The sequence below is a fragment of the Metallococcus carri genome (assembly GCF_011440275.1).
Classification (GTDB): Bacteria; Actinomycetota; Actinomycetes; order Actinomycetales; family Dermatophilaceae; genus Metallococcus; species Metallococcus carri.
The window spans coordinates 24,335-48,415 of sequence record NZ_JAAOIV010000011.1 but is presented as its reverse complement, the minus strand read 5'-3'; the positions used below and the strand labels follow the sequence as shown (position 1 = coordinate 48,415).

Here is a 24,081-nt window from a genome sequence, read left to right as displayed (position 1 = left end):
CCTTTCACTGCCGACCGGGAGGGGCGCCCGGCCGTGGTCCGTGGGGGAACTCATCTGCGCACGAGCCGCACGATCCGCTGCCCGAGCCCGGCGAAACCCCGAGGCTCGAACATGATGATCAGCACGATCAAGGCACCGAAGATGAGATTGGTGATCACCACTGGGGTGAAGGCGGTGCCGCTCAGGCTGCCCGCCGAGGTGGAACCGTTGAGCAACGGCAGTAGTTGCGGCAGGCCGAAGACGATCGCCGCGCCGAGGATCGAACCACCCAGGCTGCCGAGGCCGCCGATGACGCACATCGCCAGATAGGAGATCGCCACCGTGGTGCCATAGGTGCCGAAGTCCACCGCCTCGTCCGGCTTCATCAGCCCGGAGTACCACCACACGACCATCACGCCGGCCAGCCCGGCATACGCGCTGGAGACGGCGAAGGCGGTCGCCTTCTGGCGCACCACCGAGACGCCCATGACCGTGGCCATCGCCTCGTTGTCCCGAACGGCGCGCCAGCCACGGCCGACCCGGCCGCTGAGCGCGCCGCGGCCGGCAACATAGGCCAGGGCGGTGAGCGCCGCGAACAGCCAGAACGACCGCTCGGCCGACCCGATCTCGACGTTGAGGACGTAGAGCGAGGGGTTCTGCTCACCGAAGTCGAAGCCGGGCAGCTTCAGCGACGGGGCGTAGCGCCCGCTCGAGGCGCTGCCGGCGATCGACGGGAGCTGGTTGGCCAGCCAGAAGCCGAGGAACACCAGGCTGAGGGAGGCCACCCCCAGGTAGATGCCGCGCAGTCGGCCCGAGATCGGCGCGAAGAGGGCACCGACCAGCCCGGTGGTGACCACGGCGAGCACGAGCGCGAGCAGGGTGGGCAGCCCGAAGCCGATGGTGTCCTTGTCGCCCGGGCTGGCGTAGACGGCATACGACACACCGCCGACGAGCACGAAGAAGGAATGCGCGAGCGAGAGTTGCCCGGCCTGCCCGATCAGCATCGTCAAGCCCATCGCGCCCACCGCGCCGGTGAAAACCCACATCAGCACCAGGAGGTACTGCGAGGACAGGTAGAGCGGGAGGAGGAAGACGACGACTCCGAGCGCGAGTGCGCCAATCGTCTTGAGCAGCAACGTCTTTCGCGCCCCTGCAGGGCGCGCCGTGATCGGTGCGGCAACGGTCTCAGACACGGAGCTGTTCCACCTTCCCGAAGAGTCCGGCCGGCCTGGCGAGCAGCACGACGAGCATCACCAGGTAGACCGCGACATTGGCGAAGTCGAGGCTGACGTATTGCGCCGCGATGGCGTTGGCCAGACCCACCACGAGGCCGCCGACCACCGAACCGCCGGGCGAGGTGAGCCCGCCGATGATCGCGGCGGGGAAGGCGGCGAAGGCGACCGTGTGGCTCGACAGCAAGCCGGAGCCGCCGCCGATGTCGTTGGTGGCGAGGAAGAGCACGGCGATGCCGGCCAGAGCACCACCGACCGCCCAGGCGCTCGCCGTCACCCGCCAGCTGCGGATGCCCATGAGCGCCGAAGCCTCGCGGTTTTCCGACTGCGCCCGCATCTCCAGGCCCCAGCTGGTGTAGCGGAAGGCGAGGAAGAACAGCCCGATCAGTATGGCGGCCACGACCAGGGCGACCACATAGGTGCGCGACACGGTGAGACCGAGCAGCTGCATCGCCTTGTTGTCGTAGGGGTCGCCGAGGAAGGGCGCGGCGGCGGTGCCGAGCCGGCGGGTGACCTCGGTGAGGATGATGACGTCGACGCCGATGGTGAGGATGGCGAGGCTGTCCGGAGAGGCGTTGCGCGAGTGGGCGAGCAGCACCCGCTCGATCAACAGGCCGGCGATCGCCGCGACCAGCACGCCGACCAGCGCGGCGACCAGCCACCCGAGATGCGGCTTGACCGCGAAGGCGACATAGCCGCCGATGAGGACGAGCGAACCGTGCGCGAAGTTGATGGTCTCGGTCGCTTTGTAGATGATCACGAAACCGAGGGCGAGCAGCGCGAAGACCGCCCCCTGCCCCAGGCCGTTGACGATCACCTGCAGGAAGGTGCTCACGGTGTCTCCTGCCTCTCGTCGTCGTCCGAGCCGAGGTAGGCGCGGATCACCTCGGGGTCCTTTTGCACCGCGGCCGGCACGTCATCGGCGAGGCGTCGGCCGAAGTCCAGCACCGTCACCCGGTCGGCGATGCCCATCACCAGGCCCATGTCGTGCTCGACCAGCAGGATCGAGATGCCAAGCTCATCGCGGATGTCGCGGATCAGCTCGGACATCTCGGCGGTCTCACTGGCGTTCATGCCCGCGGCCGGTTCGTCCAGCAGCAGGATCGTCGGTTCGACGGCCAGCGCCCGCGCAATATCGACGCGCTTCTGGTCGCCATAGGACAGCATCCCGGCCGGGCGGTGCAGGTGCTGCCCGACCCCGAGGAAGTCGCAAATCTCGGCCGCCCGGTCGGCGTGCCGGCGCTCGGATTTCATCGTCCAGGGCGCGCGGACGGCATACGACAAGAAGCCGCCCTTGGTGAGCGAATAGCGACCGAGCATGACGTTGTCGATCACCGTCGCGGAGTCGACGAGCGCGAGGTTCTGGAAGGCGCGACCGACGCCCAGCGAGGCGATCCGGTGACCGGGAACGCTGGCAAGGTCGTTGTCCCCCAACAGGATTCGCCCGGACGCCAGGGGGTAGATGCGGGTGATGGCGTTGAAGCAGGTCGACTTCCCGGCACCATTGGGCCCGATCAGCGCGTGGATGGTGCCGGGCGCGACGGTGAAGGACACGCTGTCGAGCGCGAGGATGCCGCCGAAGCGGACGCTGATGTCTTCGATCTGCAGGGGTTTGACGTTGCGGGTGGCGGCGGGCGGCGAGGCGGCAGCGGGCGTCGCGGTCACGGCGTCCACACTCCGAGCGGTCGACGTGCCCGAGCCCCTCGCCTCGCGGCGGTGGTCTCCTCCTCGGCCTGTCGCTCGGACTCGGCGTGACCACCGAGGTAGAGGCGCTGCACCTCGTCGGAGGCGGCGAGCTCGGCGGCGTCACCCTGCAGGGCCAACTCCCCGACCTCGAGCACCACCGCGAGGTCGGCGACCCGCAGCGCCATGGTGGCGTTCTGCTCGACGAGCAGCACCGCGGTGCCGGTGGCGTTGATGTCGCGCACGATGCTGCCGATCCGCGCGACCATCTGCGGCGCGAGGCCGAGCGAGGGCTCGTCGAGCAGCAGGATCTCCGGTGCGGACATCAGCGCCCGGCCGATGGCGAGCATCTGCTGCTCACCACCGGAGAGCAGGCCGGCCGGCTGGCCGGCTCGCTCCTTCAGGATCGGAAAGAGGGTGTGCACCCGCTCCATCGCCTCGGCGCGGGCGCTGGCCGGTGCGACCAGGCCGCCGGCGCGCAGGTTCTCCTCCACGCTCATCCGCCCGAAGATCTGCCGGCCCTCGGGCACCTGCAGCACGCGGTGCCGCACGATGCTGGCCGGCTTCAACCGGTCGAGCCGCTGGCCCTTCCAGGCGATCTGCCCCGCGGTGATCGAGCCACCGTGCAGGCCGAGCGTGCCGGAGATGGCGCGCAGCAGCGTGGACTTGCCGGCGCCATTGCTGCCGAGGACTGCGACGACCGAGCCCTCGGGCACGGTCAGGCTGACATCCCTCAGGGCACTGACCGAACGGCCATAACGCGCCGACAATTGTTCGACGGTGAGCATGCGACTCCTCGTGCGGGCGGACCAAAGCCGATGTGACCCCCATCACACGACGTGGCGCATACTGTGCTGGCGACTCACCGGTAACTGTCGGATGCGAAGCCGGTCGTGATCAATTCGTGATGATTCAACCGTTTCCGAGGATCACGCCCACCAGCGGCACGGCGATGGTGCTCAGAAGCAGCACCACGAGCGCCACCCCGATCAGCCGGCCGGCCGGATGACCGAAGTTGATCGTCGAGCCGATGCCGACCCGCTTGGGCACCATCAGCGCCGGATCGTCGGCGTTGACGTAGAACATCCCGGCCTTCCACAACCGGTCGTCGTCGGACCCATCCGTGGTCGTTCGTTGCGATTCGACGGCCCGCGCCTGGCTGGACGACACCACGATGATCAACGCCAAGGCGCCGAGGACGACACTCACGACCGTGGCAACCAGGCAGACGGTGAGCGCGGTCGGGTCGGCACCGAGCAGGATCACGACATTGGTCGCGGAGATGAGCAGCGCGAGCGCCAGATTGAGACCGGCGAGCCCGGTGACGGTGAGCCGCCGCACCTCCGCGCTCCCGGCGGCACCCCGCTGCGGCGTGCGCCAGACGAGCGCGCAGGCGCCGACCATGACCATGCCGAGCGCCACGGGCAACAGCAGGATCAGCACGACACCCGGGCCCTTGTCGGTCCAGCCGTCCGGCTGTCCGGCGCCGGTGAAATGCGTCGGCACCCGCTGGGGCAGATCCTCCCAGCGCAGCCACGCCACCACCAGCGCCACGACCGGGCCGATCAGGCTCGCCAGGAACAGGCCGATCGCCAGCCGCGGGACTGTGACCCCGCGTCGCCGCGCCATGTCAACCCCCTGCCGTGAATCCCGTTGCGGCACAGTCGATTCCGCCATGTATGGCGACCACGGACTGCCGCTGCACCTCAACCTACTGCTTTCCCGGCGGACGCTATAACAGCCGGAAGGCTCTACTACGGGTGTAGAAATGACGACGCCCCCGGCCGCTCAGGCAGGGAGCGTCGTCGTGGAGCGCGTGGCGGTTACTTCACCAGCGAGCGCAGCACGTACTGCAGGATGCCATCGTTGCGGAAGTAGTCGGCCTCACCCGGGGTGTCGATGCGCACGACCGCGTCGAACTCCACGGTCGAGCCGTCCTCCTTGGTGGCGGTGACCTTGACCGTCTTGGGCGTCGAGCCCTCGTTGAGCGCCGTGACCCCGGTGATGTCGAAGGTCTCGGTGCCGTCCAGCCCGAGGCTGTCGGCGGTCTCGCCCTTGGGGAACTGCAGCGGCAGCACGCCCATGCCGATCAGGTTGGAGCGGTGGATCCGCTCGAAGGACTCGGTGATCACGGCCTTCACCCCGAGCAGCCGGGTGCCCTTGGCCGCCCAGTCACGCGAGGAACCCGAGCCGTACTCCTTGCCACCGAGGACCACCAGCGGGGTGCCCTGCTTGGCGTAGTTCTCGGCCGCGTCGTAGATCGCCGCCTGCTCACCGCCCTGGGTGAAGTCGCGGGTGAAGCCGCCCTCGACGCCATCCAGCAGCTGGTTCTTCAGCCGGATGTTGGCGAAGGTGCCGCGCACCATCACCTCGTGGTTGCCGCGGCGCGAGCCGTAGGAGTTGAAGTCCTTGCGCTCCACCCCGTGCTCGGTGAGGTAGCGGCCCGCGGGGCTGTCGGCCTTGATCGAGCCGGCCGGGCTGATGTGGTCGGTGGTCACCGAGTCGCCCAGCTTGGCGAGCACCCGGGCCCCGGTGATGTCCTCGACGGGCGCGGGTTCCTTCGCCATACCGTCGAAGTACGGCGGCTTGCGCACGTAGGTCGACTCGCCGTCCCACTCGAAGGTGTCGCCCTCCGGCGTGGGCAGCGAGCGCCAGCGCTCGTCGCCGGCGAAGACATCGGCATAGTCCTTGACGAACAGGTCCTTGCTGATGGCCGAGGCGATCGTCGCCTCGATCTCGTCCGGGGCCGGCCAGATGTCCTTGAGGAAGACGTCATTGCCGGCGGTGTCCTTGCCGAGCGGGTCGGTGTCGAAGTCGAAGTTCATCGTCCCGGCGAGCGCGTAGGCGATCACCAGTGGCGGCGAGGCCAGGTAGTTCATCTTCACGTCGGGGTTGATGCGGCCTTCGAAGTTGCGGTTGCCCGAGAGCACCGAGACCACCGACAGGTCGTTGTCGTTGATGGCCTTGGAGATCTCGTCCTCGAGCGGGCCGGAGTTGCCGATGCAGGTGGTGCAGCCATAACCGACGAGGTAGAAGCCGAGCTTCTCCAGGTAGGGCCACAAACCCGCCTTGTCGTAGTAGCCGGTGACGACCTGCGAGCCGGGCGCCATCGAGGTCTTCACCCACGGGGGCACCGCCAAGCCCTTGTCGACGGCGTTCTTGGCGAGCAGCGCCGCGCCCATCATCACCGAGGGGTTGGAGGTGTTGGTGCAGGAGGTGATCGAGGCGATCACGACCGCGCCGTCCTTGAGCTCGAAGTCCTGGCCGTCCTTGCTGACCGTCGCACTGCGCAGGTCGCCGTCGACGCCGTAGTTCTTGATGTCGAGCTTGAACTGCTCCTTGGCCTCCGACACCACGATGCGGTCCTGGGGACGCTTCGGACCGGCGATCGAGGGCACGACGGTGGACAGGTCCAGCTCGATGTACTCGGAGTAACGCGGCTCGTTGCTGGCGTCATGCCACAGGCCCTGCGCCTTGGTGTAGGCCTCGACCAGGGCGACCTGCTCGTCGCTGCGGCCGGTAAGGCGCAGGTAGTCCAGGGTCACCTCGTCGATCGGGAAGATCGCACAGGTGGAGCCGAACTCGGGGCTCATGTTGCCGATCGTGGCGCGGTTGGCCAGCGGCACCGAGGCGACACCGTCGCCGTAGAACTCCACGAACTTGCCGACTACGCCGTGCTGGCGCAGCATCTGGGTGATGGTGAGCACGACATCGGTCGCGGTCGCGCCGGCCGGGATCTCGCCGGTGAGCTTGAAGCCGACGACGCGCGGGATGAGCATCGACACCGGCTGGCCGAGCATGGCGGCCTCGGCCTCGATGCCGCCGACGCCCCAGCCGAGCACGCCGAGACCGTTGACCATCGTGGTGTGGCTGTCGGTGCCGACGCAGGAGTCGGGATAGGCGACGCCGTCGCGGACCATCACGGTGCGGGCCAGGTGCTCGATGTTGACCTGGTGCACGATGCCGGTGCCCGGCGGGACGACCTTGAAGTCGTCGAAGGCCGTCTGGCCCCAGCGCAGGAACTGGTAGCGCTCCTTGTTGCGGCCGTATTCGATCTCGACGTTCTTCTCGAAGGCGTCCGGCCGGCCGAAGACGTCGATGATCACCGAGTGGTCGATGACCATCTCGGCGGGCGCGAGCGGGTTGATCTTCTTGGCGTCACCGCCGAGGTCGGCGACCGCCTCACGCATGGTGGCCAGGTCGACCACGCACGGCACACCGGTGAAGTCCTGCATGATCACGCGGGCCGGCGTGAACTGGATCTCGGTGTCCGGCTCGGCGTTCTCGTCCCACTGACCGAGCGCGTTGATGTGGTCCTTGGTGATATTCGCGCCGTCCTCGGTGCGCAGCAGGTTCTCCAGCAGCACCTTGAGGCTGAACGGCAGGTTCGCACTGCCCTCGACCTTGTCGATCCGGTAGATCTCGTAGGACTGGTCCCCGACCTGGAGGGTGTCCTTGGCGTCGAAACTATTGGTGCTGGGGCTCACGCCGACTCCTTCGTCACGTTTCACGGGCGATGGCGGCCCGCCGCCGTTTATCTTGATGTCAAGATAAATCTAACCACACGACGATCCGGTATGGCGGTCAGGTTCACCTAATCGTGTGGTCCGGCGGGCCCGGGCTGCAGGATCGCGATGCACTCGATGTGCTGGGTCATCGGGAAGGCGTCGAAGGCGCGCAGCGAACGCACCCAGTAGCCGTGCTCGGCGGCATACGCCAGGTCGCGGGCGAGCGCGGCGGGATCGCAGGCGACATACGCGATGGCGCGGGGCGCGGCGGCGGCGATCGCGGCGATGACCTCGCGACCGGCACCGGCGCGCGGCGGGTCGAGCACGACCAGGTCGGCGCTGAAGGACTCCTCCGCGAGCACCGCGGCGACATCGCCACCGAAGACCTCGGCCTGCGGCAGACCGGCGAGGTTCGCGCGGGCGTGCTCGACCGCGGTGGCGTCGCCCTCGACGCCGATCACCCGGCCGCGCTCCCCCACCGCGTCGGCGAGGAAGGCCGCGAACAGCCCGACGCCGCAGTAGAGATCGAGGGCACGTTCGCCCGGCTGCGGGTCGAGCCCCGCCAGCACGACGTCGACGAAGGTGGGTGCGGCACTTGGGTGCACCTGCCAGAAGCCCCGGGCATCGACGGTGAAGGCCCGCTCGCGCACCACCTCGGTGATCGGGGCGGGCTCGGTGTCGGGCAGTTCGACCACGGTCACCGAGCCGTCGGAGGCGACCGCGACATCGGCGCCGGTGACACCGGAGGCCATCGATTCGGCGAGCACGCCGGTGGCGGTGACCTGCGGGACCGCGATCAGGCAGTCCTCGATGGTGACGACATCGTGCGAGCGGTGCTTTCGCAAACCGAGCCGGCCGCGAGCACCTGTGGTGAGCTCCAGCCTTGTGCGCCAACGCAATCCGTCGTCGGTCTCGCTCGGCAGCGCCTCGACCTCACCGTCCCAGTCGAGGCCGGCCAGCCGGCGCAGCTGCTCCTGCACGACATGCGTCTTCAGCGCCCTGCCGTATGCCGGGGTCGCGTGCTGCCAATCGCAGCCGCCGCAGCGTCCGGGTCCGGCATACGGGCATGGGGGCTGGACCCGGTGTGGTGAGGCGGTCAGCACCTCGATCGCGTCGGCGCGCAGGAAGCGGGAGCCCTCGGAGCCGTCGGTGACCAGCGCGACGACCTGCTCGCCGGGCAGCGCGTGCCGCACGAACACCACGCGGCCCTCGTGCCGGGCGACGCAGTGGCCGCCGTGCGCGACCTCGCCGACCTCGAGGGTGAGGCGTTCGCCCTTGAGCGAGCGGCCCTGCTGGGTGCGCGACCTGGGCCGGCACCGGTCGCGACCGCGGCCGCTCATCGGCCCAGGCCGGTCGGGCGGCGGGGCGAGGGCGGCTGCGCCCACGGCTGCATGCCCTCGGACGACCGCAGCTGCCACGGCACGCTGGCGACCATGACGCCCGGCATGAAGTGCAACGCGGTCTTCAGCCGCAGCGCCGACTGGTTGTGCAGGATGTGCTCCCACCAGCGCCCGACGACATACTCCGGCACGTAGATGACGATGACATCGCGCGGGCTGTCCCGCCGGATCGACTTGACGTATTGCAGCACCGGCCGGGTGATCTCGCGGTAGGGCGAGGCGACCGACTTCAGCGTGACCGGTATGCCGCGACGGTCCCACTCCGCGCGCAGGGCCTCGGTGTCGTCGTGGTCGATGTCGACCGTCAACGCTTCCAGGATGGAGGGCCGGGTGGCCCGGGCATAGGCGAGCGCCCGCATCGTCGGCTTGTGCAGCTTGGACACCAGCACGATCGCGTGCACCCGCGAGGGCAGCAACTGCTGGAAGTCCTCGTCGTCGACGTCGAGCTCGGCCTTGACGTGCCGGTAATGCCGCTGGATGCCGAGCATGATCAGGTAGAGCACCACCATCGCCCCGACCGCGTAGCCCGCGCCGTGGGTGAACTTGGTGAGCAGCACGACCGCGAGCACGGTGCCGGACATCACCGCGCCGACGGCGTTGATCGCCCGCGAGCGCTGCATCCGCCGGCGCGCGCGGGTGTCGGTCTCGGCGGGCAGCAGCCGGTTCCAGTGCCGGATCATGCCGATCTGGCTGGTGGTGAACGAGACGAACACACCGACGATGTAGAGCTGGATCAGCCGGGTGGGCTCGGCGTCATACATCACGATCAGCAGCACCGCGACGCCGGCGAGGATCAGGATGCCGTTGGAGAACGCCAGGCGGTCGCCGCGGTTGTGCAGCTGTCGCGGCACCTAGCCGTCGCGGGCGAGGATCGAGGCGAGCACCGGGAAACCGTTGAAAGCGGTGTTGGCCGCGAGCACCAGGATGATGCCGGTCACGATCGAGATGTAGATCATGCCCGGGGTGAAGCCGGCGAAGACCGCCTTGGACAGCTGGCCGAGGACGGTGTCCTCTTGGTAGTTGACCACCGGCACGCCGTTCAGCAGCAGGTGGCCGGGCTTGTCCGGGTCCTGCATGCGGATGCCGGTCCACCGGGCGAGGGTGACGATCGAGATCAGCATCGTCACCGAGATCAGGCCCATCATCAGCAGCGTCGTCGCGGCGTTCTTGGACTTGGGCTTGCGGAAGGCCGGCACGCCATTGGAGATCGCCTCGACACCGGTGAGCGCCGCACACCCGCTGGAGAAGGCCCGCAGCAGCAGGAAGAGCATCGCCAGCTGGCCGAGGGTGTCCATCTCCGGTTGCGGGGCGAGGGTGTATTTCGCGCTCTCGGCCATCGGCAGGTCACCCGCGAGCTTGCGGTAGACACCGACCACGGCGAGCGCGATCACCCCGAGCATGAACAGATAGACCGGGACCGCGAAGAACGAGCCGGACTCGCGCACCCCTCGCAGGTTCATCGCGGTGAGCAGCACCACGACCACGATCGCGGCCTCCACCTCGTGCCCGTGCAGGAACTGCATCGAGGACGCGGCGTTCTGGATGCCCGAGGACACCGACACCGCGACCGTCAGCGTGTAGTCGACGAGCAGCGCCGAAGCGACCGTCAGCCCGGCCTTCGGCCCGAGGTTGACCGTCGCCACCTCGTAGTCGCCGCCGCCGGACGGATAGGCGTGCACGTTCTGCCGGTATGACGCCACGACCACAGCCATCACGAAGACCACAGCGGCAGTGATCTGCCACGAATGGGTGGCCGCGAACGCGCCCCCCGCCATACCGAGGGTGATGAGGATCTCGTCCGGCGCGTAGGCGACCGACGAGAGAGCGTCGCTGGCGAAGATCGGCAGGGCGAGCCGCTTGGGCAGCAATGTTTCGGCGAGCCGGTCGCTGCGCATGGCGCGGCCGACGAAGACGCGCTTCAGCGCTCTACCCGTGGCTGCTGACACGACCAGCGAGTGTAAGCGGCGGTGTGCCCCGGTTGCGAACTGCCGCCTCCGGTAGCGTCGCCTTCGTGCACTACGTGATCATGGGCTGCGGCCGCGTCGGCTCCACCCTCGCGCTCACCCTGCAGCAGCAGGGCCACGAGGTGGCGGTCATCGACCGGGACGAATCGGCCTTCCGGCGGCTCGGCACCGGCTTCGAAGGGCAACGGGTGACCGGGGTCGGATTCGACCGCGACACCCTCGTGCAGGCCGGCATCGAGCGGGCCTACGCCTTCGCCGCGGTGAGCAGCGGAGACAACTCCAACATCCTCGCCGCCCGGGTGGCGCGCGAGACCTTCGACGTCGAGCATGTCGTCGCGCGCATCTACGACCCGGGCCGCGCCGAGATCTACCAGCGCCTCGGCATCCCCACGGTCGCGACCGTGCGCTGGACCGCCGACCAGGTGTTGCGCCGGCTGGTGCCGGCCGGCGCGGTGCCGCTGCACACCGACGCCTCCGGCAAGGTCACGCTCACCGAGATCCCGCCGCACCTGAGCTGGGTCGGCACGCCGCTCGCCAAGCTCGAGCACGAGACCGGCATCCGGGTCGCCTATGTCACCCGGCTCGGCGAGGGCATCCTGCCCACCAAGGAGACCGTCTTCCAGGAGGGCGACCTGTTGCACTTCCTGGTGCCCACCGAGCGGATGAGTGAGATCGAGCAGGTGCTCGTCTCGCCTCGGCCCGCCGATTTCTAAGCCGCACAAGGGAGTTCGCAGGTCATGCGTGTCGTCATCGTCGGGGCCGGCAGCGTCGGCAAGTCCATCGGCCGGGAGTTGCTGCACAACGGCCACGAGGTGCTGTTCATCGACAAATATGCCGAGGAGGCTCGCTCGCGCTCGGTGCCGGAGGCCAGTTGGCTGCTCGCTGACGCCTGCGAGACCTCCAGCCTGCACGAAGCAGGCCTCGAGGACAGCGACGTGGTGGTCGCCGCCACCGGTGACGACAAGGTCAACCTGGTGGTCTCGCTGCTCGCCAAGACCGAATTCGGCGTCGGCCGCACGGTCGCGCGGGTGAGCAATCCCAAGAACGAGTGGATGTTCGATGAGTCCTGGGGGGTCGACGTCGCCGTGTCGACCCCGCGGATCATGACCGCGCTGGTCGAGGAGGCGGTGAGCGTCGGCGACCTAGTGCGCCTCTTCCAGTTCCAGCAGGGCAAGGCGACGATGGTCGAGATCACCGTGCCGGCCGACGGTCCGGTCGTCGGCAGCGCGGTCGGCTCGATCCAGCTGCCGCCCGACACCGTGCTGGTCGGGATTATCCGCGACGAGACCCCGATCGCCCCGAGCGCCGAGGACGCCATCGAGGCCTTCGACGAACTGCTCTTCCTCACCACGCCCGAGGCCGAGGCCGAACTCGGCGCGGTCTTCACCGGTAAGGGTGCCGACGAGGTGCGCACGGTGAGCGGCGAGGTCGGCTAGCGCCTCACTCCGCGGTCTTGGGCGGGTTGATCTCGTAGGACGGGTTGAACATCGTCGGGCTGCCCTTGCGCAGGGAGACCCGGCCCCGAACGGTCAGCATGACGCCGGGATGTATGCCGGCAATTCGCCTGCGCCCCAGCCAAATCACCGTCAGCGTGCGGTGCCCGTCATCGAGGTCGACGACCAGCGCCGGCGCTTCACCAGCACGCGGTCGCAGGCTGAGCGAGCGCACCGTGCCGGTGCACTGGCACAGCTGCCGGTCGATGAGTTGATCGGCCGGCACCGACCCGGCCTGGGCGGAGGTGGCTTGCAGCTCCTCGCGTTCGCGCTCGGAGCTGGGGCGCGACAGCCGGCGAAGCAGCCGCTGCACCGGGCCGGTCATCAGCGGACCTCGGTGATCTCCGGGCCGCGCTCGAAGGGCGAGGGCACCGACTGCTCGGCGTCGTCGGCCGACTCGACGGGGGCCTCGGTCTGCACGGCATCGGGAACGCGCAGGGGCAGCAGCTCCCGCGGTGCGCGAGCTTCCTTGCCGCGGGTGACGACGATATTGCGCACGAAGGTCACCATCTCCTCGGCCGCCTCGTCGGTCATCGCCGCCGCGCCGGACAGCACCGCCCGCAGGAACCAGCGCGGACCGTCGACGCCGACGAAACGCGCCGGCGAATAGGTGGTGCGGCCGTCCGGGCCCTGGGCGGGCATCCGCACGTGCAGCTCCCGGCCGAGGACCCCGTCATACTCGCTGGCGTCCCCCCGCTGGCCGGCGAGGTTGTCGGCGATCTCGTGGCGGATCTCCCGCCAGAGGCCGCGGCTCTTGGGCGCGGCGAAGGCCTGCAGCTGGCAGGCCGACTCGCCGTGGATGGCGGTCAGGCCGGTGATCTCCTGGCCGGTCTCGTCCACGTCCAGCCGCAGCTCCATCCCGGCGACCGGCACAATCGCGATCGCGCCGAAGTCGAGCCGCCCCTCGAGATCGTCGACCTCGCTGCGGTCGTAGGGCCCGTTGGACCGGTCGATCGCCGGGTCCGAGAGCTGGGTGCGGTCGGTGCTCGGGGCGTCCGACGCATCGGCCGTGGTCGCCGAATCGCTCCCGTCCGACACATCCGCCGCGGCCGAGGAGTCGGTCGCCTCCGCCGTGCTGGTCGAGGACTGCGCGACGACCTCGTCGCCGGACTCCTCGGTGGCCTGCTCGTCGGTGTCGACCTCGTGCGGTTCGACGTCGGCGGGCTCGTCCTGCTTGCGTCGGCGGAAGATCGCCACGTCCCTACACCTCGTTCTCGTCGGTCGTCAGTGCGTCACTCAGGCGACGCACTCGGTGCACACTGGCAGCCCGCCGACCTCCTTGGCCAACTGGCTGCGGTGGTGCACCAGGAAACACTTCGAACAGGTGAACTCGTCCGCCTGGCGCGGGATCACCGTGATCGCGAGCTCTTCGCCCGACAAATCGGCGCCCGGCAGCTCGAAGCCGTCGGCCTGTTCGGTCTCGTCCACATCCACGCTCGCACTCTTGTCGTTGCGGCGTGACTTCAACTCCTCGAGCGAGTCCTCGTTGAGGTCGTCGTCAGTCTTGCGAGGAGCGTCGTAATCGGTTGCCATGCTCGTCTTTCCTGTCCACTCGCCCCCGGGACGTTTACACGCCCCGGCCCCATGTCCTCGGTCTGCCGCGCCCAACGTGCACGCACGCGACATCGTGCCCAACCGAGCGGGGATTGTGCCTTATTCCCGTCCCACCCGTCGAGGCGGGGTCGAAACCGCCGACTACTGCAGCCGCAGCGCCGTGAGTGCCGCAACCGTCTCGGCCGCACCCGCAACCGTGAGTTCGCCACTCGCCGGACCACCGTCGGCACCGAGCACGACTCCCCCGGCCTCGGTGACCAACAATTGCCCGCCGAGGCGGTCCCAGGGGTTCAGACCCGACTCGAAATAGACGTCCAGGCGCCCCGCAGCGACCGCACACAGGTCGAGCGCGGCACTGCCCGCGCGGCGGATGTCGCGGACCACCGGCAGCAACTCGGCGACCACAGCACCCTGCCGGCGGCGCTTGTCCGCCGCATAACCGAAACCGGTGCCGAGCAGCGCCTGCGCCAGCGGCACCGGAGCGTTGACCGCCAGCCGCCAGGTGCGCTCGTCGCGGGTGCACCAGGCCCCCTCGCCCCGGGCGGCGTGGAAGAGCTCACGCGTCATCGGGTTCACGACCGCGGCCGCTACCGGTTCGAGCGACTCGGGAACCTGCGCGTCACCGGTGCAGGCGGCCACGGACACGGCATACGCCGGGATCTCGTAGAGATAGTTGACGGTCCCGTCGATCGGGTCGACCACCCAGGTGATCCCCGAGGTGCCCGCGCTGGAGGTGCCCTCCTCCCCCAGCAGCCCGTCGTCCGGCCGCAACTGCTCCAGGCGGCGGCGCAGCAGGTCCTCGCTGCGCCGGTCCATCTCGGTGACGACATCGGTCGCCGAAGTCTTGGTCGCGGCGACGCCCAGCTGGTCGGGGCGTTCGTCGACGATGAGGCGGGCGGCCTCCGTCGCGAGCTGGCACGCGACCTCGCGCAAGCTGTCCATCTCAGTCCTCCCCGCACGCGGCCGGCAGCGCCTCGCGCAGGTTGGGGCAGCAGCCGCGCCGGCAGATCGAGGGCATCGCCTCGCCGGGCCAGGCCGCCGGGGTGACGCTCTCGCCGCGCGCCTCGGCGGCGCGCTCCTCGACCAGGTCGATCAACCCGCTCACGAACTCCAGGTCGACGCCCACCGTCGGCACGCGTTCCATCCGCAGGCCGAGGCGGTCGGCCGTCGCGCGAGCCTCGGTGTCCAGGTCGTAGACGACCTCCATGTGGTCGCTCACGAAACCGATCGGCGCGACCACGACGTCGGTGATGCCCTGGGCGGCGAGCTTTTCCAGGTGGTCGTTGATATCCGGCTCCAGCCATGGCTGGCTCGGCGGCCCGGACCGGGAGCAGTAGACCAGCGCCGAGGACAGGTCGCGGTCCAAGGTGATGCCCGCCTCGTCGGCGATGACATGCGCGAGCTCGTCGTGCTGGTGCTCGTAGAGATTGCCCTCCTCGTCCCCGGGGCCGGAGGTGTCGTCCATCGCGGTCGGGATCGAGTGGGTGACAAAGACCAGCCGCAGCTTGGCGTCGTCGGGCTGGTCGATGCGGCGCACCGCCTCGGTGACCAGCCGGATGTTCGTGCGCGCGAAGGAGGGATGGGTGGCGTACTGGCGCACCTTGTCGACGCGCAGTTCGCGGCCCTCCTCCTGCAGTTCGGCGAGCGCCTCGGCGATGTTCTCGCGGTACTGCCGACAGGAGCTGTAGGACGCGTAGGCGCTGGTGGTCACCACCAGGATGCGGCGCATCCCGCGCTCGTGCGCGTCCCGCAGCGCATCGGTGAGGAAGGGCGCGGCATTGCGGTTGCCCCACAGCACTGGCGTGGACAGGCCGCGGCGCCGCAGCTCGCCGTGCATCGCCTCGACGAGCGCGCGGTTCTGGTCGTTGATCGGGCTCTTGCCGTCGAACAGGTAGTAGTGCTCGGCCACCTGCTCCAACCGGTCATCCGGTATGCCGCGCCCCTTGGTCACCTGCCGCAGGAACGGCATGACCTCCTCGCGGTTCTCCGGTCCGCCGAAGGACAGCAGCAGCACCGCGTCATATGGCGGGAGGGTCTCGTCGTCACCTTCGGGGGTTTCCGCCGGGTCGTATGCCGGCTCGGTCCGGTCCACATTCGCCAGCGGATCGGTCGTGGCGGCGGGGTCCTTCGCAGCGGGAGCCGAGGCCGACGGATCGGTCGAATCGGCAGTCGGGGAACTCATGAGCCTGATTCTCTCCCCTCCGAAGGACCGGTCTCCGGCCGGGCTGCTGCGATCGCGCGGCGCGCCGCATCCCGGGCCCGGAACGCGCGTGGCATCGTTGACGCTGGCAATCGAGTGAGAGGCGTGAAGTCGATGCGGGATCTACGGTTCGTCGGGGTGTCGGACGACGGCGGGTTCGTGCTGCTGGGGGACGACGAGGGTGCCGACTTCCGGGTGCCGTTGAACCCGGCGCTGCGCGAGGCGCTGCGCCCGGTGCGCCGCTCCTCCGGGCACGCGACCCAGGCGGAGCTGCCCGAGCAGGTGCGCCCGCGCGATGTGCAGGCGCTGCTGCGCGCCGGTTCGACCGCCGAGGAGGTCGCCGAGCGCACCGGCTGGCGGGTGGACAAGGTCGAGCGCTTCGAGTTCCCGATCCGCGCCGAGCGCGACCACGTCGCCCGCACCGCCCAGGCCCTGCCGCTGCAGTCGCGCACCGGCGGCCGCGACACCACCACGACCGTCGGCGAGCGTGTCACCGACCGCCTCACCCACCGCGGCGTGATCGCCGAGGAGGTCTCCTGGGACGCCTGGCGCACCGACGCCGGCTGGACCGTGCTGTGCCGCTTCCACGCCGGCGGCCGCGACCGCTCGGCAAGCTGGCGCTTCGATGCGGTCAGCGGCGCACTGCAGCCGCTGGATGACGAGAGCCGTTGGCTCAGCGAGGACGACCAGTCCGCCGGTCCCCTGCCGTCGGCCAAGGCGGCGCCGTCGACCGTCTATGACGTCGAGGCCGAGGGCGGCCTGGACCGGCCAGTGCGGGTGCGCCGTTCGCGCGGCGGCTCGCGGCGGCCGACCGCCATACCGCACGCGACCGTGACCGAGAGTGACCCACAGGAGGAGGCCGCCGCGGAGGCGAGCACCACTGCGAAGGTCGACCAGCCGGCCGAATCCGAGGACGCGGTCGACCTGGTCTCGGTGATGCGAGAGCGCTCGCGCAACCGCCGCCGCGGCCGGCGCACCGGCGGGCGCGAGGCCGCTGCCGATGCTCCGCCGCTCGGCTCGCATCCGCGCCCGGAGGAGCTCGAAGAAGCCGGTGAGCCGGTCGAGGAGCCAGCGCAGGTCAAGCCGTCGGTGGACGAGCTCGGTCACGACCCGGTGACCGGCACCGGCGATCTGTTCGCCGACCTGCCCGGCGCCGCCGGCGACGCTGAAGAGGCCGACCTCGAGGGGGTCGAGGTCGCCGTCGCGGATGCCGATGAGGTCGGCGCTGAGGACCAGCCGAGCGACCACGACGACCACGACGACCGCCACGACGACCGCCAGGACGACGACGCCGACGACGAGGTCGCGGTCCCCTCCCGCCCGAGTGCCGCCCGCAAGGGCCGCCCGTCGGTGCCAAGCTGGGACGACATCATGTTCGGCCGGCGCGGCTGAGGTCTATCACCACTCGGGTGGGGCGCTTCGTCCTTCCCGCATGACCTGACGCCGGTCGAAACCTTCGGTGGGTGAGTCGTGCACCGGGTCATGCCCGATGGTGCCACCGCGCACCGACCGGCCGCTGTGCCACAGCAGCACGAAGAACGCCCACACCACGAGCAAGACGGCGGCGAGGATCATGCCCACGTCGGCCCGGGTCGGGATGACCACCGCGACGATGCCGCCGAGCACCCAGGACAGCTGCAGCAGGGTCTCGGAACGGCCGAAGACGCTGGTGCGCATGTGGTCGGGCACCCGGTCCTGGATGAGCGAGTCCAGCGCGAGCTTGCCCAGCTGCTGACCGACGCCGGCCACCAGGCCGACGATGATGGCGCTGGTCAGCCCGAAGGAGATCGCGGCATACACCGCGACGACCGCGTCGGCGACGAGCGTGGCGAGCACGATCACCCGCGGTGAGGCGATCTTGAGCACCGCTCCCATGACGGTGCCGAGGCCGTTGCCGACCCCGGCCGCGCCGAGCACGAGGGCCAGCAGCAGCGCCTGCTTCTGCTCCCACCCGGCGAACGGGTGCTCGCGCATCAGGAAGGCCATGAACAGCATCAGGAAGCCCGACAGCCAGCGCAGGCCGGCGTTGGCGCGCAGCGCCGAGATGACATCGGCGGTGAGTGGCACCCGGCCCCGGCCCCGGCCGCGCATCGCGATGCCGCCGGACTCCCCCACGCTGGAGTCGACCCGTGGCGGCAGCATGATCGCCAGGATGGTGCCGATGGTGAACAGCACGAAGGCCACCCGCAGCGACCAGCTGGCGCCGCCGAGCTTGGTGGCCAGGCCGGCGAGACCACCGGCGACGATCGCACCGACCACGCCGGCCAGCGACATCCGCCCGTTGGCGGTCACCAGACTCATCCCCTCGGGCAACAGCCGGGGCGCGGCGGCCGAACGGGTCACCAGATAAGCCTTGGAGGAGACCAGCACGCACAGCGCAACGGGGAACAGCCAGGTCGAGTGATCCTCGACCGCCTGGGCGAGCACCCAGCACAAGAACGCGCGGATCGCGAGCGTGCCACCCAGGGCCCACCGGCGGCCGTGCCGGAAGCGGTCCAGCAACGGACCGACGAGCGGGGCGACGATCGCGAACGGCAGCATGGTGAGCAGCAGGAAGAGCAGCGTTTGGGTGCGCGCCTTGTCACCGGGCGCGGCGAAGAAGACCGTGCCGGCCAGCCCGATGGCGACCGCGGCGTCGCCAGCATTGCTGAAGGCGTGCACCTCGATCAGCCGGGACAGGCCGGACTCGCCGGCGCCCTGCGCGGAGCTGGCGCGGCGCGCCACCCGTCCGACCGCGCCGATGCCGTGCGCCATACCTCGCCCGGCCCGGCGGGTGCGCGAGGACGACTGGGGGTGGGAGGGTTCCGGGCCGGAGGGTCGACGCGGCAGGGGCCGCGTCCGCCGGCCACGCGTCCCCCCTGGGTGCCGCGGTGGATCCTCCATGGGGTCCATCATGCCGTGGGCTGCCGCCCCGGGAGCGGGCATAGATCCAGATCGAAGGGCAGCAGATCGGGGTCGGGTGACTGCTGCCGCGCGGCGTGCGAGGTCATCCGGCGCATGTGATGCCGCCGGCAGAGCACCTCGTATTCCACGACGCTCGGATCACCACCGGCGACATCGCCGACGACCACCTGGTCGCCCTCGACCACCATGTGGCCGTCGATCACCCGGGCGTTGTGGGTGGCCCGACGCCCGCACCAGCACAACGCTTCGACCTGCAGCACCTCGAGCCGGTCGGCGAGCTCGATCAGCCGCTGCGAGCCCGGGAAGAGCGCGGTGCGGAAGTCGGCGGTGATGCCGAACGCATAGACGTCGATATCGCATTCGTCGACGATCCGGGCCAGCTGGTCGACCTGCTCGGGCAGGTAGAACTGGGCCTCGTCGCAGATGAGGTACTGGATCGGGCGGCCGTGCGTGGCCTGTTGCACGACCAGGTCCCAGAAGTCGAGCTCGTCGGTGACCTCCAGCGCGTCCCGGGACAGACCGAGTCGCGAGGACAGCACGGCTTCGCCGGCCCGGTCATGTTTGGTGAGCACCAGCCCGGAGCGGCCGCGCGCCCGGTGGTTGTGGTCCATCTGCAGCGCAAGTGTCGACTTGCCGCAGTCCATCGTCCCGGAGAAGAAGACCAGCTCTGCCACAGCCGAAACCCTAGGCGTTGTGCAGGCTCAACACCGGCACGGCCACCTCGGCGCGCGTCATCGCGCCGTGCTGACCGATGAGCCCGCTGACCGACGGGGGCATCACCCGCGAATCCCATACGCCGATCGGGGCGTCCATCACCACGAGCAGGTCGCCGAGGCGGGGTGCGACCCGCTCGGTCACCGGCCCGAACCAGCCCGCGGCCACCGCTTCCTGCGTCGGTATGACGTGGGCCCGCTCCCCGAGCCTCGCGCGCCAGGTGGCCGCGACGTCGTCGACCGCGCCGGGTCGGCAGTACAACTGCAGGGAGCGCATCTCGCCACCGGCCAGCTCGATGCCGTCGGCCAGCTCGGCGTCGTGGGCGAGGTCCACCTGGGCCTCGAACGGGACGTCGACCATGCCGTGGTCGGCGGTGATGGTGAGTGAGGTGCCGCGGGGCAGCGAGCGCGCCAGCCGCTGCAGCCCGGCGTCGACCACCTCGAGCGCCTCGCCCCATTGCCAGGACGAGCAACCGAACTGGTGGCCGGTGCGGTCGACATCGCCCCAGTAGAGGTAGACCAGCGCCCGGCGGTCGGCCCGGAGCGCGGCCACGGCGAGGTCGACCCGGTCGGTGAAGGATGCCGCGGTGCGGAAGGTCCCGGCTCCCCGCAGCGCCGCCTCGGTCAGCCCGGAGCCCTGGAAATAGTCGGTGGCAACCATGGTGACCGGCACGCCGGCTCGCGAAACCCGTTCGAAGACAGTCGGTTCCGGCTGCCAGCGCCGAGGATCGGGGCCGTCCTCCCAGGACAGTTCGTTGAGCAGCCGGTCGGTGCCGGGCACCCGCACCTGGTAGCCGACCAGGCCGTGGCTGCCCGGCGGCAGCCCGGTGCCGAAGGTGCCCATGCTCGTTGCGGTGGTGGTCGGGAATCCGGCCGTCACCTCCCGGGCATCGGCGAGCAACCCCCGCAGGAAGGGTGCATGGCCGGACCGCGCGCGCAGCAGCTCCAGGCCCAGGCCGTCGACAAGCACGACCACCGCCTTGTCCACCGCGGGCGGTGATCTGCGGTCGAAACCGCGCACCCCCAGCGATCCGGCGACGCGCGGGAGCACGCCGGCGAGCCCGGCGTCGTCATACGCCGGGGCGGCGGGCAGGACGGCCACGGTCAGTGGCCGATGGCGGCACTGAGCGCGGCGGCGAAGGCCTGGGCCCGGTGCAGGATCTGGTCGCCGTCGGCGTCCGCGCTAATGCGCAAGGTGAGGTCGTCGCCGGTCACGGTGCCTTCGTAACCGTGGTCGGCCTCGCAGCTCGGGTCGGCGCACGCCGCCGGGAGCAGGTCGACCCGGCTGACCGCCCCCCAGCCGATGGTCAAGGTGATCTCGCGGCCGAGCTGGCCCGCCCGGTAGGACTCGGGGTCGGCGACGACGTGCACGAGCATGACGCCGCGCACCCCGCGCAGCGGGATCGACTCGGTGGTCGCGGTGGCCACCGATCCGCCCACCGGGCCGGGGTCGTCCATCGACGGGGTGTGATCGTCGGCGTGGGCGATGATCAGCCGGGTGTCGGTCAGCCCGAGGACGGTGATATGCCGGCGCACGTGCTCGCCGTCGAGGGTGGTCTCGGCGTGCACGAGATGCGCCCGCAGGGTCTGGTCGGCGAGCCCGGCCGCGACGACATCGGCGACGAGCAGCGGGTAGTAGCCCGCCTTCTCGATGTCGGCGATCAGGTCGCGGGGCAGGCCCGCGGAGGCCACGGAGCGCGTCGGAGACATGGTCGGCATTCTGACACCGACCGCCGACACGGGGTGGCGGTGGGCCGGATCAGGCGTCCACCGTCATCGTGCGGCGGTCGCTGTCGGAGCGGAAGGCCGGAGCGAGGTGCACGCTCGCGCCGAGCACGTCCGCGCCGTCGCGATGGCAGTTGACCGAGGTCAGTTCGATCGAGGCCAGCTCGGGGTGGTCATCGGCCAGCACGCTCACCCGCGCGATCAGGTCGGCGAGCGCGGCCCGGTCGGCCGGGCCGAGCCCGTCGCGGCCGTTGAGCAGCGGTGCAGCGCGCACCGACCCGATCAGGTCCAGCACGTCGCTCTCGCGCAACGGCGGGATGCGATAGCCGATGTCCCCCATCACCTCGGTCGGCGCGCCGGACAACCCGAAGCGCACCATCGGGCCGAAGAGTGGATCCTCACTGGAGGCGATCACGCAGGCGATGCCCGGCGTCGCCATCCGTTGCACGACATAGCGATCCGCGTGCAGGGGCACCAGCCGCGCGTCGAGGGCGGCATACGCCTGCCGCACGGCGGCGGCGTCGACGAGGTCGGTGCGCACCGCGGTCACCGGCTGGGTGCGGGCGATCGGTGACACCGACTTGAGCACGACCGGATAACCGAGCCGCTCGGCGGTCTCGACCGCCTCCTGCGCGGACTGCACGGGGAAGGAGGGCCAGACCTCGATCCCGTAGTGCCCCAACAGTTCTCGGGTCTCGTCCGCGGTCAGGGCGCGGCCACGGGGTGACCCGGCGAGGACCCGGTCGATGAGTTGCTCGGCCTTGGTGCGGCTGATCCCCTCGGGCGAGACGGGCTCGCCGCGGTCGCGGTCGCGCCACTGGCCGTATTGCGTCGCGGCGGCGAGCGCCCGGATGCCGTCCTCGGGCATCGCATAGGCCGGCACCGTCTGCCGGGTGCCGTCCGCCGCCCGCGCCGACAGGGCATCGGTCACGCCGCGGATGCCCAGGAAGGTGGTGATGCACGGCTTGCCCGAGTCCAGCGCTGCGATCGCCAGCGTCTGGGCGACCGCGACGCCGGCGAGCGCCCGCGGCGGGATGAACGCGGTGACGACCGAGTCCACGTCGGGATCCTCGAAGGCGGCCGACACGGCCTGGCGGAACTCCTCGGCGCTCGCCTCGGCCGGCAGGTTCACCGGGCCGTGACTCACCTGCAGTCCCCACGCGACACACGAGTCCGCGGCGAGCGCGCCGAGCGCATCGGAGTTGCCCACGATCGCGACCCGGTTGCCCCGAGGGATCGGCTGGTGCACGACCAGCTGGGCGATATCGAACAGCTGGTGGACGTTCTCGACGCGCATCACCCCGGCCTGGGCGAGCATCGCGGCGAAGGCTTCGGGCCGGGTCTGCGTCGCTCGCACCCGGTGTCCGGGCGGGACACCGTATGCCGACATCCCGGACTTCACGACGATCACCGGTTTGAGGGCGGCCAGGCGGCGGGCGATCCGGTTGAACTTGCGGGGGTTGCCCATCGACTCCAGATAGAGGCCCACCGCGGTGGTGGTGTCGTCGTCGATCCAGTGCTGCATGACGTCATTGCCGGACACGTCGACCCGGTTGCCGGCGGAGACGAAGTCGGAGATGCCCAGGCCACGCCGAGTCGCCGAGTCCAGCACCGCGATCGCGAGCGCACCGCTCTGGGAGAACAGCCCGAGCGAGCCGGCCGGCGGCATCTCGGGCGCGAGCGAGGCATTGAGGCGCACCTCGGGCCGGGTGTTGAGCACACCAAAGGAGTTGGGTCCGACGACGCGCAGACCGAGGCGGCGGGCGGTGCGCAGCAGTTCGTGCTGCAGCGCCGCGCCCTGCTCGCCGACTTCGGCGAAGCCGGCCGAGATCACCACGACGGCGCGCACCCCGTGGCCGGCGCAGTCGAGCAGCACGTCGTGCACCTCGCCGGCGGGCACCGCGATGACCGCGAGCTCGACGGGCTCAGGGATATCGCGCACCGAGGCGTAGACCGGGTGGTCCTCGATCTGCGCCGCCCCAGAGGAGCTCACGGCATACACCTGGCCGGTGAACCCGCCGCGCACCAGGTGGGTGAACAGATCGCGACCGGCCGAGCCGCGCGAGCGGCTGACGCCGACCACGGCCACCGAGGCCGGGTTGAGCAGGGCGCGCACGCTCTGGGACTCGGCGCGCTGCTCGCGCGCGACCCGCACGTCCTCGCTCTGGCGGGTGGCGCGGATCGGGAACGACAGGGAGATGACGCCGTCGTCGAAACCGTGCTCGACGAGATAACCGGCGTCGAGGAAGACGCCCATCATCTTGCGGTTCTGCGGCAGCACGTCGGCGACGAATTCCTTGACGCCGGCCTCGCGGCCGATGGCGGCCAGGTGTTCGAGCAGCACCGACCCGGCGCCGCGACCTTGGAAGCGGTCGGAGACATTGAAGGCCACTTCGGCGCGCGGGCCGTCCGGCCCGGCGAGGCGGTCGTAGCGAGCGATCGCGACGAGGTCACCGGCCGCGATCATCACCAGCGCGACGCGGGCGCGGTAGTCGACATGGGTGAAACGGTGAATGTCCTTGTCGGACAAGCGTTTCAGCGGTGCGAAGAAGCGCAGGTAGATCGACTCGTCGGACTGACCGGCGTGGAACTCCTGCAGCGCCGGACCGTCCGAGGGGCGGATCGGCCGGACCTGGGCGACCGATCCGTCGCGCAGCACGACGTCGGCCTCCCATGCACGTGGGTAGCCCGGAGGATCCTCGTCCGCAGCCATGCCGCCCAGCATG

The 24,081-nt window shown here is 70.2% G+C and carries 20 protein-coding genes and 1 pseudogene; 3 read left to right on the top strand and 18 right to left on the bottom strand.

Annotated features, from left to right (window positions below):
• Positions 1-50 precede the first annotated feature (50 nt).
• The 8 genes and pseudogenes from G9U51_RS14125 to G9U51_RS14090 all read right to left on the bottom strand — a co-directional run bounded on the left by G9U51_RS14125 (position 51) and on the right by G9U51_RS14090 (position 10,697).
• Positions 51-1,172, bottom strand: coding sequence for a branched-chain amino acid ABC transporter permease (locus tag G9U51_RS14125; RefSeq protein WP_166197637.1), 1,122 nt, complete (start codon positions 1,170-1,172; stop codon positions 51-53).
• A complete protein-coding gene (locus tag G9U51_RS14120) occupies positions 1,165-2,046 on the bottom strand; it encodes a branched-chain amino acid ABC transporter permease (RefSeq protein WP_166197635.1) in 882 nt (293 codons plus the stop codon). Before G9U51_RS14120 ends, G9U51_RS14125 begins: the two co-directional genes overlap by 8 nt.
• Positions 2,043-2,876 (bottom strand): ABC transporter ATP-binding protein, encoded by an 834-nt coding sequence (locus G9U51_RS14115; RefSeq protein WP_171715573.1) that lies wholly within the window; start codon positions 2,874-2,876, stop codon positions 2,043-2,045. Before G9U51_RS14115 ends, G9U51_RS14120 begins: the two co-directional genes overlap by 4 nt.
• Positions 2,873-3,682, bottom strand: coding sequence for an ABC transporter ATP-binding protein (locus G9U51_RS14110; protein WP_166197630.1), 810 nt, complete (start codon positions 3,680-3,682; stop codon positions 2,873-2,875). The genes G9U51_RS14115 and G9U51_RS14110 overlap by 4 nt, the downstream gene beginning before the upstream one ends.
• Positions 3,683-3,806: 124 nt before the next feature.
• Positions 3,807-4,523 carry a DUF5808 domain-containing protein gene (locus G9U51_RS14105; RefSeq protein WP_166197628.1) on the bottom strand — a complete coding sequence of 239 codons (717 nt, stop codon included), beginning with the start codon at positions 4,521-4,523 and terminating at the stop codon, positions 3,807-3,809.
• Positions 4,524-4,717: 194 nt separating this feature from the next.
• Entirely contained in the window at positions 4,718-7,381 is a 2,664-nt protein-coding gene (gene acnA / locus G9U51_RS14100) for an aconitate hydratase AcnA (RefSeq protein ID WP_166197626.1), read from the bottom strand.
• A gap of 107 nt (positions 7,382-7,488) precedes the next feature.
• Complete coding sequence (locus G9U51_RS14095; RefSeq protein ID WP_166197624.1) at positions 7,489-8,742, bottom strand: class I SAM-dependent RNA methyltransferase; 1,254 nt, start codon at positions 8,740-8,742, stop codon at positions 7,489-7,491.
• Positions 8,739-10,697, bottom strand: a pseudogene (locus G9U51_RS14090) (APC family permease). Before G9U51_RS14090 ends, G9U51_RS14095 begins: the two are co-directional and overlap by 4 nt.
• A gap of 116 nt (positions 10,698-10,813) precedes the next feature.
• Here G9U51_RS14090 and G9U51_RS14085 point away from each other — a divergent pair.
• Together G9U51_RS14085 and G9U51_RS14080 are read left to right on the top strand one after the other, a co-directional pair.
• Positions 10,814-11,479: a potassium channel family protein gene (locus tag G9U51_RS14085; RefSeq protein ID WP_166197622.1), complete on the top strand. Its 666-nt coding sequence runs from the start codon at positions 10,814-10,816 to the stop codon at positions 11,477-11,479.
• A 24-nt stretch (positions 11,480-11,503) separates the two neighbouring features.
• Positions 11,504-12,202, top strand: coding sequence for a potassium channel family protein (locus tag G9U51_RS14080; RefSeq protein ID WP_166197620.1), 699 nt, complete (start codon positions 11,504-11,506; stop codon positions 12,200-12,202).
• A gap of 4 nt (positions 12,203-12,206) precedes the next feature.
• On the opposite strand, the gene G9U51_RS14075 is transcribed toward G9U51_RS14080, so the two are convergent.
• The 5 genes from G9U51_RS14075 to G9U51_RS14055 all read right to left on the bottom strand — a co-directional run bounded on the left by G9U51_RS14075 (position 12,207) and on the right by G9U51_RS14055 (position 15,995).
• Positions 12,207-12,584 carry an OB-fold nucleic acid binding domain-containing protein gene (locus G9U51_RS14075; RefSeq protein WP_166197618.1) on the bottom strand — a complete coding sequence of 126 codons (378 nt, stop codon included), beginning with the start codon at positions 12,582-12,584 and terminating at the stop codon, positions 12,207-12,209.
• Positions 12,584-13,456 (bottom strand): DUF3710 domain-containing protein, encoded by an 873-nt coding sequence (locus tag G9U51_RS17510; protein WP_166197616.1) that lies wholly within the window; start codon positions 13,454-13,456, stop codon positions 12,584-12,586. Before G9U51_RS17510 ends, G9U51_RS14075 begins: the two co-directional genes overlap by 1 nt.
• 39 nt (positions 13,457-13,495) lie before the next feature.
• Positions 13,496-13,792, bottom strand: a complete 297-nt coding sequence (locus G9U51_RS14065; protein ID WP_166197614.1) for a DUF4193 domain-containing protein — start codon at positions 13,790-13,792, stop codon at positions 13,496-13,498.
• A 162-nt stretch (positions 13,793-13,954) separates the two neighbouring features.
• Entirely contained in the window at positions 13,955-14,755 is an 801-nt protein-coding gene (locus G9U51_RS14060; protein ID WP_166197612.1) for an inositol monophosphatase family protein, read from the bottom strand.
• Position 14,756: 1 nt separating this feature from the next.
• Positions 14,757-15,995, bottom strand: coding sequence for a ferrochelatase (locus tag G9U51_RS14055; RefSeq protein WP_166197610.1), 1,239 nt, complete (start codon positions 15,993-15,995; stop codon positions 14,757-14,759).
• Between the two features lie 132 nt (positions 15,996-16,127).
• On the opposite strand from G9U51_RS14055, the gene sepH reads away from it, so the two are divergent.
• Positions 16,128-17,405 (top strand): septation protein SepH, encoded by a 1,278-nt coding sequence (gene sepH, locus G9U51_RS14050; protein ID WP_235946162.1) that lies wholly within the window; start codon positions 16,128-16,130, stop codon positions 17,403-17,405.
• A 6-nt stretch (positions 17,406-17,411) separates the two neighbouring features.
• Here sepH and G9U51_RS14045 read toward each other — a convergent pair whose 3' ends face one another.
• The 5 genes from G9U51_RS14045 to G9U51_RS14025 form a co-directional block, all read right to left on the bottom strand.
• On the bottom strand, positions 17,412-18,767 hold the full coding sequence (locus G9U51_RS14045) for an MFS transporter (RefSeq protein ID WP_235946152.1): 1,356 nt from the start codon (positions 18,765-18,767) through the stop codon (positions 17,412-17,414).
• Between the two features lie 137 nt (positions 18,768-18,904).
• Positions 18,905-19,591: a thymidine kinase gene (locus G9U51_RS14040; protein WP_166197604.1), complete on the bottom strand. Its 687-nt coding sequence runs from the start codon at positions 19,589-19,591 to the stop codon at positions 18,905-18,907.
• Between the two features lie 10 nt (positions 19,592-19,601).
• A complete protein-coding gene (locus G9U51_RS14035) occupies positions 19,602-20,732 on the bottom strand; it encodes an alkaline phosphatase family protein (RefSeq protein ID WP_166197602.1) in 1,131 nt (376 codons plus the stop codon).
• A 2-nt stretch (positions 20,733-20,734) separates the two neighbouring features.
• Positions 20,735-21,349, bottom strand: a complete 615-nt coding sequence (locus tag G9U51_RS14030; protein WP_407941445.1) for a DUF5998 family protein — start codon at positions 21,347-21,349, stop codon at positions 20,735-20,737.
• Positions 21,350-21,389: 40 nt separating this feature from the next.
• Entirely contained in the window at positions 21,390-24,068 is a 2,679-nt protein-coding gene (locus G9U51_RS14025) for a bifunctional acetate--CoA ligase family protein/GNAT family N-acetyltransferase (RefSeq protein ID WP_166197598.1), read from the bottom strand.
• Between the last annotated feature and the right edge of the window lie 13 nt (positions 24,069-24,081).

Excerpts from the sequence above, each read along its gene's own strand:
- G9U51_RS14055 (WP_166197610.1), bottom strand. The coding sequence starts at position 15,995 with ATGAGTTCCCCGACTGCCGATTCGACCGATCCGTCGGCCTCGGCTCCC.
- G9U51_RS14065 (WP_166197614.1), bottom strand. The coding sequence starts at position 13,792 with ATGGCAACCGATTACGACGCTCCTCGCAAGACTGACGACGACCTCAAC.
- G9U51_RS14025 (WP_166197598.1), bottom strand. The coding sequence starts at position 24,068 with ATGGCTGCGGACGAGGATCCTCCGGGCTACCCACGTGCATGGGAGGCC.
- G9U51_RS14110 (WP_166197630.1), bottom strand. The coding sequence starts at position 3,682 with ATGCTCACCGTCGAACAATTGTCGGCGCGTTATGGCCGTTCGGTCAGT.
- G9U51_RS14095 (WP_166197624.1), bottom strand. The coding sequence starts at position 8,742 with ATGAGCGGCCGCGGTCGCGACCGGTGCCGGCCCAGGTCGCGCACCCAG.
- G9U51_RS14075 (WP_166197618.1), bottom strand. The coding sequence starts at position 12,584 with ATGACCGGCCCGGTGCAGCGGCTGCTTCGCCGGCTGTCGCGCCCCAGC.
- G9U51_RS14045 (WP_235946152.1), bottom strand. The coding sequence starts at position 18,767 with ATGGCGCACGGCATCGGCGCGGTCGGACGGGTGGCGCGCCGCGCCAGC.
- sepH (WP_235946162.1), top strand. The coding sequence starts at position 16,128 with ATGCGGGATCTACGGTTCGTCGGGGTGTCGGACGACGGCGGGTTCGTG.
- G9U51_RS14030 (WP_407941445.1), bottom strand. The coding sequence starts at position 21,349 with ATGCCGACCATGTCTCCGACGCGCTCCGTGGCCTCCGCGGGCCTGCCC.
- G9U51_RS14080 (WP_166197620.1), top strand. The coding sequence starts at position 11,504 with ATGCGTGTCGTCATCGTCGGGGCCGGCAGCGTCGGCAAGTCCATCGGC.
- G9U51_RS14060 (WP_166197612.1), bottom strand. The coding sequence starts at position 14,755 with ATGGACAGCTTGCGCGAGGTCGCGTGCCAGCTCGCGACGGAGGCCGCC.
- G9U51_RS14105 (WP_166197628.1), bottom strand. The coding sequence starts at position 4,523 with ATGGCGCGGCGACGCGGGGTCACAGTCCCGCGGCTGGCGATCGGCCTG.